At 34.5% G+C, this 14,318-nt stretch carries 14 protein-coding genes, 3 tRNA genes and 1 pseudogene; 8 read left to right on the forward strand and 10 right to left on the reverse strand.

Translation table 11 applies throughout. From position 1 onward, the window contains the following. From LB100_RS04315 to LB100_RS04335, 5 genes are all read left to right on the forward strand, one after another. The coding region (locus LB100_RS04315) for a dihydropteroate synthase (protein WP_456201544.1) at positions 1-628 on the forward strand (628 nt) is incomplete at its 5' end. Continuing rightward, positions 625-1,104, forward strand: coding sequence for a dihydrofolate reductase (locus LB100_RS04320; RefSeq protein WP_007302111.1), 480 nt, complete (start codon positions 625-627; stop codon positions 1,102-1,104). The genes LB100_RS04315 and LB100_RS04320, both read left to right, overlap by 4 nt. 248 nt (positions 1,105-1,352) lie before the next feature. Beyond that, positions 1,353-1,688: a divalent-cation tolerance protein CutA gene (gene cutA, locus LB100_RS04325; protein WP_456201545.1), complete on the forward strand. Its 336-nt coding sequence runs from the start codon at positions 1,353-1,355 to the stop codon at positions 1,686-1,688. Beyond that, positions 1,679-1,750 (forward strand) — tRNA-Gln (locus tag LB100_RS04330). Before cutA ends, LB100_RS04330 begins: the two co-directional genes overlap by 10 nt. 138 nt (positions 1,751-1,888) lie before the next feature. Continuing rightward, on the forward strand, positions 1,889-2,317 hold the full coding sequence (locus tag LB100_RS04335) for a hypothetical protein (RefSeq protein WP_227738357.1): 429 nt from the start codon (positions 1,889-1,891) through the stop codon (positions 2,315-2,317). Here LB100_RS04335 and LB100_RS04340 read toward each other — a convergent pair. Continuing rightward, positions 2,314-2,604, reverse strand: a complete 291-nt coding sequence (locus tag LB100_RS04340) for a hypothetical protein (RefSeq protein ID WP_007301973.1) — start codon at positions 2,602-2,604, stop codon at positions 2,314-2,316. The genes LB100_RS04335 and LB100_RS04340 overlap by 4 nt on opposite strands. Positions 2,605-3,042: 438 nt before the next feature. Continuing rightward, positions 3,043-4,239, reverse strand: a complete 1,197-nt coding sequence (gene dapE, locus LB100_RS04345) for a succinyl-diaminopimelate desuccinylase (protein WP_456201546.1) — start codon at positions 4,237-4,239, stop codon at positions 3,043-3,045. Positions 4,240-4,281: 42 nt separating this feature from the next. Here dapE and LB100_RS04350 point away from each other — a divergent pair, with 42 nt between their 5' ends. Continuing rightward, the gene (locus LB100_RS04350; protein ID WP_264719789.1) at positions 4,282-5,547 is read left to right on the forward strand and encodes an iron-containing alcohol dehydrogenase; all 1,266 of its coding nucleotides are present in this window, start codon (positions 4,282-4,284) and stop codon (positions 5,545-5,547) included. Positions 5,548-6,102: 555 nt separating this feature from the next. Here LB100_RS04350 and LB100_RS04355 read toward each other — a convergent pair. The 6 genes from LB100_RS04355 to dnaE form a co-directional block, all read right to left on the reverse strand. Further along, positions 6,103-6,174 (reverse strand) — tRNA-Met (locus LB100_RS04355). Further along, positions 6,174-7,466, reverse strand: a complete 1,293-nt coding sequence (gene purB, locus LB100_RS04360) for an adenylosuccinate lyase (RefSeq protein WP_264330918.1) — start codon at positions 7,464-7,466, stop codon at positions 6,174-6,176. The genes LB100_RS04355 and purB overlap by 1 nt, the downstream gene beginning before the upstream one ends. 112 nt (positions 7,467-7,578) lie before the next feature. Further along, the gene (rplI, locus tag LB100_RS04365; RefSeq protein WP_264719790.1) at positions 7,579-8,103 is read right to left on the reverse strand and encodes a 50S ribosomal protein L9; all 525 of its coding nucleotides are present in this window, start codon (positions 8,101-8,103) and stop codon (positions 7,579-7,581) included. A gap of 3 nt (positions 8,104-8,106) precedes the next feature. Beyond that, complete coding sequence (gene rpsR / locus LB100_RS04370; RefSeq protein ID WP_015587948.1) at positions 8,107-8,385, reverse strand: 30S ribosomal protein S18; 279 nt, start codon at positions 8,383-8,385, stop codon at positions 8,107-8,109. Then, a complete protein-coding gene (gene rpsF / locus LB100_RS04375; protein ID WP_319803443.1) occupies positions 8,385-9,158 on the reverse strand; it encodes a 30S ribosomal protein S6 in 774 nt (257 codons plus the stop codon). The genes rpsR and rpsF overlap by 1 nt, the downstream gene beginning before the upstream one ends. A gap of 48 nt (positions 9,159-9,206) precedes the next feature. Beyond that, complete coding sequence (dnaE, locus tag LB100_RS04380; protein ID WP_456201547.1) at positions 9,207-12,527, reverse strand: DNA polymerase III subunit alpha; 3,321 nt, start codon at positions 12,525-12,527, stop codon at positions 9,207-9,209. Positions 12,528-13,056: 529 nt separating this feature from the next. Between dnaE and LB100_RS04385 the strand changes: the two are divergent. After that, positions 13,057-13,203: pseudogene (locus LB100_RS04385) on the forward strand (phage BR0599 family protein); the annotation flags it as partial. A gap of 31 nt (positions 13,204-13,234) precedes the next feature. Further along, positions 13,235-13,321, forward strand: a tRNA-Ser gene (locus LB100_RS04390). 342 nt (positions 13,322-13,663) lie between these two features. Here the strand turns inward: LB100_RS04390 and LB100_RS04395 are convergent. Together LB100_RS04395 and LB100_RS04400 are read right to left on the reverse strand one after the other, a co-directional pair. Further along, positions 13,664-13,933 (reverse strand): hypothetical protein, encoded by a 270-nt coding sequence (locus tag LB100_RS04395; protein WP_264719864.1) that lies wholly within the window; start codon positions 13,931-13,933, stop codon positions 13,664-13,666. 157 nt (positions 13,934-14,090) lie between these two features. After that, a complete protein-coding gene (locus LB100_RS04400) occupies positions 14,091-14,273 on the reverse strand; it encodes a hypothetical protein (protein ID WP_264336274.1) in 183 nt (60 codons plus the stop codon). Positions 14,274-14,318: the final 45 nt, after the last annotated feature.

Genomic DNA, 14,318 nt, shown 5'->3' on the forward strand with positions numbered 1-14,318 from the left:
TAAAGAGGAAATATGCTTGAATTTACTAGTTTCCGGACAACCTCTTAGCGACTATATGAAAAATGGTGATATTGAAGTCAGCATTGATAGTTTTTGGCCAGACGTTATTTTAAACGTTTTGAAGCACTACAATATTGCCTGGGTAAATGATCAGAAGGGAGATCTGAGTAGTAATACCTTAAAAGAAGTTGCTAGTAGTGGGTGTAATGTCGTTATTATGCATTCACTTTCGATACCACCACATAAGGACAATATTATTCCACATGATATTGACCCAATTGATATCATAAATAATTGGGCAGAGGAGAGCATTAATAGGTTACTTGACCTTGGTTTTGATGAAAATTCAATAATTATTGATCCTGGTATTGGTTTTGGCAAATCTATGTATCAGAATATTCAGATTTTACGCAGTATAGAAACTTTACAAAATTTTGGCTGCAAGGTTTTAGTTGGTCATTCCAGAAAGTCATTTATTTCCTCTTTTTCCATAGAATCTCCCTCTAATAGAGATTTAGAAACAATTGCTACATCTGCTATACTGCAAAATAAGGTTGATTTCCTTAGAGTACATAATGTACGTGACCACATGAGATTTTTTGTAGCCCAAGCTGTCTTAAAGGGATGAAGATTATTGGAATTATGGCTGTTGACCCTAATGGGGTAATTGGAATAAATAATGATTTGCCCTGGCGTTATCCAAGTGAGTTTAAACATTTTTGTCAAGTAACCGACAAGCAAGTTATTGTGATGGGAAGAAAGACATTTGAAACCGTGCCTCAAAGCATACTAAAGAATCGTACACCTATTGTTTTCTCCCGTAACAAGTGTTTTAATAGAGGCCCAAAATGTACTGTTGTCTCTTCCATGCAAGAATTTCTGTCAATTCAAAGTAGTTCTCAAGTCTTTGTGATTGGTGGGGCACAAATAGTACACCTTTTTTTAGAGCATAACCTAATCTCAGAATTTATTATGACTGAAATGCATAAAACTTATAAAGGTGATACGTATTTCAATTTAGCACTCCTTGATCAGTGGAATAAAACTATTCTCACTAAAACTAAAGACTATACTATATGCAATTGTGTCCGTTCAGCAGAGTAGTAAAATAAGGTAAGCGAGAAAAGACAACTATCAGTGCATGACACTGGCTCCTTTATGATGGTCAGTGCCCAGAAACTGGCATCCAGTTAAATTTATGGATCTCAGTGTTAGCTACTTAAATAACAGGGGAGAGCTACTAAATGACATCTTCAATTTCTGTGTGTCAAGCACTGAAGAGGTCTCTCCTATTTTCTCTTGATGAATAAATCTAAGTAGAGTATAGTAAAAATGCATTTATGTAGCGATTAATGAGCAATTTAGTTTTAGTCTATATAACTTTTTCAAACTTGAAAGAGGCTCAGGCTATTTCTGAAGAATTGTTAAACGAGAAGTTAATTGTGTGTGTAAATATATTTCCTGAAGTAAACTCTCTGTATTTATGGGAAGGTAAAACTAATAGTAATTGTGAAGTAGTGGCAATTATGAAAAGTAGGAATGATCAGGCTGATAAGATTATAGAAAAAATCGAGTCAATGCATTCTTATGATCAACCAGCCGTTGTGATAATACCCATAGGAAAAGCGAATAAATCTTTTACTAATTGGGTTAATAATGTTATTGATATAAACAATATTGGGGTGTAGCCAAGTGGTAAGGCAGCGGTTTTTGATACCGCCACGCGAAGGTTCGAATCCTTCCACCCCAGCTTTATTGAAGTGTGCGTGAAATGATATCACTTTTTTATAAATTAAGGTTATTTAATTACATACTGGGCAGTTTGAAAGATATAGTTGTCAAGCTATTTCTTTTCACTTTGTATCTTTATACAGCGAGCATTATGCTCATGTTTCTCACCAGTGGCTTTTGGTATGCTGTAGAGTTTAGCTCTTTCAAAAATGCATTTTACCATTTGTATCAATATTTAAAATGGTATTATGAAAATAGAGATGATTTGGGTTATGGAGTTTCTATTAGAATATTAGTAGCGTTTCTTACTCCGCATTTTCTCTACAAATTATTTTCTGGCACAGGCTGGAAGTCTTTTTTCAAGGAGAAGATAGTTCAGATACTCAGCACAAGAAGAAAAATGAGTAATAAACCAAATGGCAGTAGTTATGGTTATAGTAATAAGAACAGTTACGGTAACAATAATCTTCAAGAGGCAGAACGGAAAGTGAATATGATAAAGCAGCTATTAATCCAAGATATAGATGAAGCTATAGAAAAAAGATTAAATGATATTTTTCTTGGTGAGAGGGGTAAACCTCATTAAAAGGGCTTTATCTTTTTTAGAATTGGCTGTATTTTGTTTTTTACGTATAATGGATCGCAATCAGCCAGTATACATGTTTCAACAAAATCTTGACTGAAGTCTGATAGCCAGGAAATTGCTTTACGTTTCTCTACCAAGCTTTCTGTTTTTTTACAGTTACTTGCTGCATCAATCATTGCCTGTGATATCACTGATTGCCACAGTATGCAGTACCTTTGTATATCATCTAAAGTGCTATTTGCTTCGTGATGGTGAAAAAATTCTTTGAAATTGAAGTTATTTGACATTACGTACCTCTTTAAGTTGAAAATTAGAATTTGAAGTAGTGCGAAAGTTGTCTGCTGCAATGAGTAGCCTTTATGACAGTCAGACCGGGTTTTATGTGAGCTATAAATGTTTAAGAAATTATATCTGTTCAGATCTATGTGAAACCAGTGCTTCTTTTCTTGTTATCCGAGCTGGGATCCAGGTTGACAAAAGCGCTTTACAACGTTTTGTGTACAAAAGCCAGTGTTGCATGACACTATTTGTTCTTACACCCTTTTTGTCTATCTTATTTTGTCACTCTGCTGAACAGATAATTTTCGCCAATAAGCTTTCTACTGAATTTTTGTTATTAAGCTCGCACAGATCAAAGACAAGTTTTGAGTCAAAAATACCCTTAATATTATAATAAGGGGTTGGTAAAATGTGTCTAGTAAGTTTCTTCTCTATGCAACTGCACCTCAAGCTAATAATGGACCATCAGGCGTATTACCAATTACATTGATTTGGTTTAATATTTTATTAGTGGGGTAAAAATAATTTTTTATAAACTCCTTATATATAGCTGTTAATTTATGTATATCGTCTATTGATACGCATTCATTTACCTGATGTGCGGTTTTGTTGATCATACCAAATTCAATTACTGGACAAATATCCTTAATAAACGCAGCATCAGATGTGCCACCATTTGTACTCAGCACAGCATCAATACCGGTAATTTTATTTATCGCATCAAGCATAATATCAGTATTTCTATCAGGAATAGAGAGAAAAACGTCCCTGCTGCTCTGTATAGACAGTTTATAATCGTTAGTCACATTGGTGCATATTGCATCAATCATCTTATATAAAACGTCTGGTGTTTGTGTATTGTTATATCGAACATTAAAACCTGCTGCTATTGAACTAGGTATTAGATTATTAGTATTATTTCCAACGTCGATAGTAGTAATTTCGCAATGTGAAGGCTGAAAGTATTTATTATCAGTATCAAAAGTGGTATCTTTTATCTTACTTAGTATCGATACCATTTTATATATTGGATTATCTGCTAGATCTGGGTAGGCAACATGCCCTTGTTTACCATGGCAAATCAATTTAAATGTTGCAGAACCTCTTCTACCTATTTTTATGGTATCACCTAATTTCTCACTACTCGTTGGTTCTCCAACTATACAAAAATCTATCTTTTTTTGCTTGCTTTTCATCCATTCCAAAATGGCCTTTGTTCCATGTTCTTCCGTGCTTTCTTCAGCGCTGGTAATCAATGCACTGATTGAACCGCTGAATCGAAACTTACCTGCAACTGAATCTACGATAGCAGCAATAAATGCAGCTACTCCGCCTTTCATATCAGCTGCTCCTCTTCCGTATAGCATTCCATCTCTAACTTCTGGCTTAAATGGATCAGATATCCAATCTTTTAACTCACCTGGTGGTACAACATCAACATGTCCAGCAAAACACAAGTTTGGTACTCCATTTATATATTTCGCATAAAGATTTTTAACTTTATCACCAAACTCTAAAATCTCACATTCAAAACCACTTTTCTTGAGAATGGCTGCTATATGCTCTATTGCCCCATCGTCTTTTGGTGTTATACTTTTAAAAGAAATTAATTTCTTAGTTAGTTCTACAGGGTCAATCTTCATATCAATCTTGAAATACTAACATTACCGTATTGTAAACATTCTATGCGATATTTAAAACAAATATTACAGCACACAGAACAAGTTCTTATAAGGGAAGTAACAGTACTTGCTGATAATATCTATGAAATATGTAGACAATACGGAAATGACATTTTTCTGATTGCAGATGAAAATACAGCAAAACTTTTAAACAAAAACATACTTAATAAAGTTTCTCATTTAATTATTCCAGCCACACCTGTCATTCCAGTGCGTGACTATGATGGATCGCAGTGTCACGCTACTTGGATGACACCAAATAGACTGAACAGAGCTGCTTCTCTCCAAGCTGTAAACCTAGTTAGAAATAAAGCAAAAGATAGTGACTTAATGGTTGCATTTGGCAGTGGCACTGTTAATGATATCTGTAAGTACGCAAGCTATTTAGAAGGCAAAGACTACATATCCTTTCCAACAGCTGCTTCCATGAATGGGTATAGCTCTGCAAACGCTTCAATATTAGTTGATGGATATAAAAAATCGTTCGGAGCACATCTTCCAAAGGCAATATACATTGATACCGATATAATTGCCAACGCACCACTACGCCTCACATTAAGTGGATTTGCAGATTTCATCTGCCGTTCAACAGTACAAGCCGATTGGCTATTATCTAATCTATTACTTGGCACAGAATATAATGAACTCCCCTTTAAACTTGTTCGCAATCTGGAGAAAATTTTGCTCAGAGAACACTTGGCACTTGCTAAAAAAGATAAAAGAGTAGTTTTATTACTTATGGAAGCCTTATTGATTTCAGGACTTGGAATGGTGATGTCAAAAGGCAGCTACTCTGCAAGCCAAGGAGAACATATGATAGCTCATGCAATGGAGACGGTAACAAAAGATTATTCCTCCTCGTTACATGGCGAAAAAATTGCTGTTACGACGATTACTATGGCTAACTTGCAAGAGGAGATATTGTCAATACAAAACCCGATTACCAAACCGATCACTTTAGATGTAAAACATATAACTCAGTGCTTTGGTAATACCGAATTTATAAAAATTCTAAAGCAGAAGCAAATTATGCAGCAAAAAATTCAAGAGATTATTTGCAAAGAATGGAGTAATATTTCTAGTTTAATTAAGCAAAATTTACTATCTGCAAAACACCTGCAGAAAGTATTTGAAGATCTATCAATTCCGTACTTACCGGAGCATCTTAATTGGAACAAAGAGCAATATTGCAAGGTAGTCAATCTTACATTTGCAACAAGAGATAGATTCACCTTTCTTGACCTAGCTGGTTGTATAGAAAAAAGTTAGATTTTGTGTATTCGTTCAGTAGGGTAGCAAAATAAGATAGACAAAAACACAGTAACAAATGGTGTCATTCAAGTAGCTATCCAGCCTTTCTTAACAACAAAAACTTAGCATGACTTTTGTGCTCAAAAAACTTCTGGATTCCAGCATCAAGTGCTGGAATGACATGGTGAAATATTATTCAAGTAGCCTCTGTCCCAGTGCCTATTCAGTGTCATTCAAGTCAACTCTTTTCTTGTCATCCGAGTGCCTAGAGACTGGGATCCAGAAAACTTCACTTTAAATGAGTGCATTAGATTGTCTTTATATAGATGCCAGTGTTAGCTACTCGGATGAAATTCATTTAGTTGTCTTTTCTCATCTACCTTACCACTTTCTTGAACGGATACCATTAGCCATTCCCCTGAATAGATACAACAAATGTTGTATCTTTATCACTTCACATACATTATTCCATATACTATATGAACAACTGAAAAAAAACTTCAGTTAATTGGACAATGAATCATGTTATTTTGTCAAATGCGCTGCTCTTGCCAAACCATAGTTTAGCTTGAGTGGCTGAGGAGGGATTTGAACCCCCGACCAAGAGATTATGATCCTCCTGCTCTACCACTGAGCTACTCAGCCTAATTAAAAACCTTGCTATATATGTAATCTATATGTTTCATATAATACTTCAAATCAAACAAAGACTCAAGTTTTTCAGAGTCAATAATTCCATGCAAGGATTTATCTTGTTTCAATTCGAACAGAAAATCACTGTTATCTTGCTTTACTTTCATTGCATTATTCTGAACAATTTTATATGCCTCTTCCCTAGTTAAACCACTACTTACCAACTCAAGCAATACACGTTGTGAAAAAACCAAGCCTTTTGAAGAATTTAAGTTCTTTTCAATATTTTCCTTATTGATCACCAATTTATCTATCAAATCTGTTAATCGTACTAAAGCAAAATCCATTGCTATACAAGCATCAGGAGCAATGCACCTTTCCACAGACGAGTGCGATATATCTCGTTCGTGCCATAGTGCAACATTTTCTAATGCAGGAAAAACATAGCTGCGTATTAAGCGTGAGAGCCCAGTCAAATTCTCACTTAAAATAGGATTACACTTATGCGGCATAGCAGAACTTCCCTTCTGCCCAGTGGAAAAATATTCAGAGATTTCGCCGACTTCAGTTCTTTGCAAATGACGAATCTCAATTGCAATATTTTCTATTGAGCTTGCAATTACTCCCAAAATTGAAAAGAACATGGCATGTCTATCACGAGGGATGACTTGAGACGATATGGTTTCAGGTATGAGTCCCATTTCTTTCGCTACATACTCTTCAACAAATGGATTAATATTTGCAAAATTACCTACTGCACCTGATATTTTACAAATTGAGATCTCTTTTTGCGCGCTAATTAATCTCTGATAATTGCGTTTAAATTCAGCATAAAATCTAGCAAATTTTAACCCAAGAGTTATTGGTTCTGCATGCATTCCATGACTGCGCCCAACACAAACAATATCTTTATAGTCCTCAGCTTTTTTTTTCAATACTATAAGTAAATTTTTTAGATTCTTGAGTAAAATATCACATGACTCTTTCAACTGCACTGCAAGGCATGTATCTAAAACATCAGAACTTGTCATTCCGTAATGGAGATAACGAACATCAACTCCCGCTTTTTCAGCAATATATGTCAAAAAAGCTATAACATCATGTTTTACAATGGATTCAATTTCGTTAATACGCTCAATATCAAATTCAATAGCACCAGAGAGCTTTTCAGCAACATCATTTGGAATAACTTTTAATTTTGCTTGAGCTTCACATGCTAATTTTTCTATTTTGAGCCATATGTTGAACTTATTTTTTTCTTCCCAAATCGAAGAGATTTCTTTGCGGCTATAGCGTGGGATCATTAGATGATCCCTGTCTTATCTTTGAACATGCTAGATCCCAGTGTGTAACACTGGGACGACAGAAAAAAAGTGCACTGGAATGACAGGAGTAGTTGAAATATTTTATTCACTGCTATTCGTTATTTGTATCTTCTTGTTGCTCAGATTTCTGATTTTGCAACTTTACTTGCCTCAATTCATGTGCATCTTTCTCAGATCTGACAACGTATATAGTAATTGGCACTATCACTTTACTATGTAATTCTATATTCACTTGATACTCGCCCAAATTTTTGATACTTATTCCACCAAAAGATAAACTATGATGACTTATATCATATCCTTCTTGTAATAAAGTTTTTGCAATTTCACGTGTGGTTACAGAGCCAAAAATCTTTCCATCCTCTGAAGCTTGCTTTATTAATATAATAAATTTATCATGCAGTGATGATGCAAGCATTTTTGCTGCATTTAATTTTTTGATATTTTCTTCTTCCAATAATAAACGCTGTTCCTCTAACTTTATTAAATTTTCCTTAGTGGCTTTCATCGCCTTTTTTTGTGGAAAAAGAAAATTACGTGCATAACCTGGCTTAACTTTGACAACTTCACCAAGCTTACCTAAAGTTGTTATATTTTCCTTTAAAATTATTAACATAAATTACCTAACTTTTTTAGTACAGTAAGGAGCAAGAGCTAAAAAGCGTGCTCTTATAATTGCTAAGCGCAACTTTCTTTGTTTTCTTGCGCACACACCTGTTAACCTTCTAGGTAATATTCTACCATAGTCAGAGGTGAATTTGGACAATAAATCTATATTCTTATAGTCTATGTCCTCATCTTTAGATGCAGCAAGAGGACAGACCTTAGGACGCCTAAAGCCAGTTCTGTTATTTACAGACACGTAAGAATTATTAAAACTATTTCGTCTTTTCATCATTATGCACTTTTCTCCTCAATTTGTTTATCCATCATGTAAGATTTACCTTTAAAAAACTCATTAACCCGTACAGACAAGTGGCGAATAATATTCTCATTCAGTTTTACTCTACGCTCAAATTCATCCATAATGCTTGAAGTAAAACTTATACACATCATACAGTAATGACCACTTTTCATCTTATTTATTGGGTATGCAAAATCCAATAGACCCCAATATTCATATTTTATCAATCCTGAAGCTTCAATATTTTTCAAAAGCACTTCCAGCGTTTTACTCAATTGATTTGAGTCTACTATTTTAAAACTTTTTAAAACCTCTTGAAGGGATTTTATTAGATGTTGTGAAATATTTTCCTTAAAAGCATTTACTACATTATAGATAAATGCACTTTTAGTGTTAGCTCCTGGAAGGTCCATAAAATTTTGTTTTATTCCCGTATCACTTAGTTCATTTTTCAATTCTTTATCGATTCTTGACTTTATTTCTTTTAAATTTGAAAAATCTTCTTCCAATTCAACCCATAAAATTTTTGTCAGAGTTTCCAAAAAATCAGAGTAAACAATCAGACTTTTTTTAATGCTTTCAGTACTTGCCTCTAGCTCTTGTTTTGTAACTGTGCTATGTTCTCTTTCTATGAGACCTTTAACCTCCTGAGAAATAACATCTGCTTTAATATTTTTCAACAAAATAGCCAATTCTTGGACCATTTCTTCTACTTCTTGCTGCAATAAGTTCGGTTGTGCTATAAAAGTAAATTCATAGAGACTCACTATATCTTCCTTTAATATCAATTAAACACTTTATTATATAAAACTTTTTTATATAAGCAAGTTATTTGTATTAATTTCTACGCCTTCAATCCAACTTAAGTGAGATATTTCATAAATAGCTTGGGGGGTGATTGAATATGCACCTGGCAACAAGATGCTGACTTTATGTTTTTCGAGAAGAAACTTTAGCATTATTTTGGTTTTGCCTCCATTTTTCAACACTGAATTCAACTCCTCAGCAACTTTTTGCGAGTCTGCACATACAGCAGTTAAAACTAATCCTTTCATTAGAGAAGTAACCTTTTCTGTAAATTCAGATATGTCCTTTCCTGATAGTCTCGTTGTGTTTTCTGAAATTTCAAGATCAATTATCACAAATGCTCCAGGTGAAAATAGATTCCTTTTTTCTTCTATTATTTCATTATTGTAGAATGCTATTTCAGAAACATTGTGGGGATCAGAAAGTGTTAGGATAACAAATCTTCCACGTTCTGAGGTTCTCATACGCACATTTAATATTACACCAGCAGTTTTTATCGTCTTACTCTCTCCGATAAACCCAATATTTAATTTTTTCAAAAGAGTTTTAAATTTTTTAAGCGGGTGATTAGTTAAATAAAACCCTAGTGAAAACAACTCATGCTCTAATTTTTCCTCTTCATTAAAATCTTCCACATCCTCGAGTTTTGGCTTGAGGACATCAAGATTGCCAAATAAAACAGCTTGATTTGACTGCCTATTTTTATTTGCAAAGTAAATCAATGTGTCTATTGACTCGTATAACTGCTTTCTATTTTGGTGCACACTATCGAATGTTCCAGATTTAATTAAACTTTCTAATGCCCTTTTATTTATTATATGCCCCAAATTTTGAATGAATTCCCATATGTCCTTATAAGAACTTGAGCGTGCATTTACTATTCCTTCTGCTATAGCAAAACCAACATTACGCAAAGCAGCAATTCCGTAGCGTATGTGCTCACCCTCTATTGAAAATTCAGCCTTAGATTTGCTGATATCAGGCGAAAGAACAGCAACTCCACTGAATTTTGCAGCATGATAAAACAAATTCAGTTTGTCTCTATCATCAATATTGAGATTCATCAAGGCCGTAAAAAATTCTAGCGGGTAGTTAGCCTTAAGGTAAGCTGTTTGGTAAGATATAATCGCATATGCTGCAGCGTGGGATTTATTAAATCCATAACCAGCAAATTTTGCAACAAGATCAAAAATATAACTTGCCCTGTCGTAATCAACACCGTTTTTTGTTGCTCCTTGAACAAAGAGTTCACGTTGTTTATCCATCTCTTCCTTAATTTTCTTACCCATGGCACGTCTGAGTAAATCCGCCTCTGCTAAGCTATATCCAGAGAGAATACGCGCTATTTCCATTACCTGTTCTTGGTAGATTATTACTCCGAATGTTTCTTTTAACACCTTCTCAAGCAATGGATGAATGTAATCTGGCTTTTCAAGTCCATGCTTTCTTGCAACATAAGTTGGAATGTTATCCATAGGCCCTGGGCGATAAAGAGAAATTAAAGCGATGATATCTTCAATGCAGTCTGGCTTTAGTTTGATTAAAGCTTCTCTCATTCCCGAACTTTCAAGCTGAAACACTCCGATTGAATCACCTCTTGAGAGCATTTCATAGGTTCTTTGATCAATCAAAGAAACCGAGGAAATATCAAATTTTTTTTCATCACGATTAATTAAACGACATACATGATCTATTAGTGTTAGCGTACCAAGTCCAAGAAAATCAAATTTTATTAACCCAGCTTTCTCTACATATTTCATGCTGTATTGAGTGATTGGCAGAGCCGAATTTGGATCATAATAGACGGGAACAAAATTTTCTAATTTTTGATCGCATATTACAATTCCAGCAGCATGAGTTGAAACGTGACGATATATTCCTTCGAGCTTTAGTGATATATCAAGAAGCTTTGCAATTACCTCATCACTATCTCGTTCTTTCTGTAGGTTTTTATCAAGCTCTATCGCTTGCGATAAAGTTACAGGATTTACTGGATTAAATGGAACCATTTTAGATATTTTATCCACTTGAGAGTAAGGCATTTGCAATACTCTACCAACATCACGCAATACTGCCCTTGCTTGCAATTTTCCAAAAGTGATTATTTGGGCAACATAACCGTACTTTTTCTGAACATAATCAATAACCAGGTCCCTTTTCTCTTGGCAGAAATCGATATCAAAGTCAGGCATTGATATACGATCAGGGTTTAAAAATCTTTCAAAGATCAGACCAAATTTTATTGGATCAAGATCTGTAATCTGCAAGCTCCAAGCAACAATTGATCCAGCACCAGAACCTCTTCCCGGTCCAACTGGAATGCCATTTGCTTTGCTCCAACGAATAAAATCAGAAACTATCAAAAAGTAGCCAGCGTAGTTCATCGAAGTTATTACGCTTAGTTCGTAATTCAGCCGATCGTAGTATTGTTTAAGGTTTATGTCTGTTTCATTTGCAATGCGGAATTCTAATCCTGCAACTGCCTGCTCCCTCAGTTCTTCATTCTCAGTTTTATTTTCTCGACAAGGAAATTTAGGCAAGATAGGCTGCCTGCTTCTTGGCATGTAAGAGCACCGCTTAGCTATCACTAAAGTGTTATAAATTGCTTCGGGAATGTCGCTGAACAGTTCCTCCATTTCTTCCACAGATTTGAAGTAATGCTCGGTAGTTAACTTCTTTCTGTTATTCTCCAGGGCATAACTGCCCTCCGATATGCACGTTAATATATCATAAGCTTCATAATCAGATCTATTTGAAAAAAACACATCATTCGTTGCCACTAGTGGTATATTGCGCTGATAAGCAAAATCTATTAAAGCTTCTTCAAGCTCTAGCTCTTTATTCAGCCCATGACGCTGCAATTCAACATATAAATGACCATCGAATGCTGAAAGCAGTTTTTCAACCGTTTCTTTGTCTTGCTCCAATAACAGTTGAGCCAAACATCCACCAGTTAAGGCGATTAGATCTGTATTAAAACTTAATAGCTCATCAAAATCAACGTAGGGAATATCGCTGCTATTTTTGCGCTTTTTAAAAGACTCACTCACCAAGGTGACTAAATTAGTGTACCCTTGTTCATTTTTTGCAAGTAGCAGTATTGATAAATTTTGTTCTAAGTGTCGAACGATAATATTGCATCCTATTATTAGCTGTATTCCCCTATTAGCTGCATATTCTGCAAATTCAAGTGAGCCAAATAAGTTGCCTGAATCAGTAACTGCAACTGCCGGCATTTTGTTCTGCAAACAAAGACCAATCAGCTCCTCAATTTTAACCGAACTCTCAAGCAGAGAATAAACGCTATGAACACGTAAGTGTATGAACATAAAAAATTTTAGATTAGCAATAGTTAAGGATAACATTAATTTACTTATAAGGATATGCAATAGAGTCAACTTGACAAACCTCATCAGTCTTCTTATCATGACAATAAGAGTATTTATCCTTGTTTTTAATCTCTGCAGATTTAACAACAAAAATTCAGTAAAAAACTCAGGTATATATTGGCAGATTACATAAAATTATAGCGGCTGCATGTCTTTTTTATTTTTTCTACATTCAGCCAAAACGCGCTTTAAATAAGCGTTAGCACATTATTACAATGCCGATTTACATTATTATAGGGTTAAAACTCACTACTGGGGGATTCTTTTGCCTTTTTTTTGCTTGGTAAATTTCTTAATATTTTGGATTAGTTAGGAGTCCTATATAAAGTTCCTGCTGATCTTTATTATCATAAACAGTAAATGAATATATTGATAAATACTTTAAATGTGTGTCGACGTATTTATCAACATATTCATTTTAAAAATGGATCACTTTGAAAAAAATGGTCTAGACAAATGGGTGCATTATACATTATTTGCTTCTCCTCCATATCAAATTTCTACCGGAGATAAATATTCGATACTTGCAGGTTGTGATAAAGCGTTTTTAACGTGCAAAAACAAGTTTAACAATACTGTGAATTTCCGTGGCGAACCATATATACCAGTTGTTTAGCAGCATAATTTTTAATATTATGAATAAGTATGGAAAGGTGGCTGAGCGGTCTAAAGCACACGCTTGGAAAGCGTGCACATATGAAAATATGTCGGGGGTTCGAATCCCCCCTTTTCCGCACATTATTTCTAGTATAACATAGGTTTTGTTCTTTAAGGGATATAGCATTAGCACTTCAGCTTCGCAATTTTTCAGAGTCATCTACGTCAATAAAAGAATAGAGTTATCAAGTTGCAGAGCCTTCTTGATTTTTGATGACGAAGAGTAATAGAAATACAATCCAGTAGCCAGCTGCTGATCCCTATTACTAATAATGTCTTGCAATACTATACTTAGTCTGTGTCATTTCTTCCGAGCATCAGCAAACTCGTATATACTTAACCTACCATAATATGTCAATACAATTCTTTATTGAAAATTCCGGAAAACAAGAGAAGCCTCACGCTTTTTACTGTATCTGCTACAGAACAGAAAATGAATCTGCGAGAGCATGGAAATTGTCTCCAATACCTCTTAATGTATCACTTACATCAATAGATGCTGACTTTTGTGAATCAGATGGGGAAGCCTGTAAATCACACTTGAGTTTGCATAGTGCCTCACCGGGCACAGTCCATGAATTTTTTTCACAGTTGTTGAGGCAATTGCGATGCCATGCGCTCACATACTGTACATCCAACTTTTGTTGTAAATCTACTCCTATTTTTTCACTCTGTAAATTTCCTAACATAATATTCTTCTTAATTAAAAAACTAATATAATTTTAACATATCAATATTAATATATTAATATTGATATGGTTATTTCTCAATACAGTTTTCACGAAAGTTAAAACAAATTATACAGCCCTCCTTCCTCTCCACCTACAGAAACACTAAATATATTTTTTAAACACCTGTTTTGCTCTTGCCTCTAATCACTATTCCATTACTCACACTTGTTACCTCTATATCAGACGATTTTACATTATTCCTAATCAGATGATTTACCACTACTCTACACTTATATTTATCTATTTCTTGATCAGAGGTTTTTTTATAAAATTTCCTGTAATTTACCTCTCTCTTCATCAACTATAGTATTTCCTAAAGTAAATGATAAAGATATAATAAGGT

This window comes from Wolbachia endosymbiont of Protocalliphora sialia (assembly GCF_053891855.1).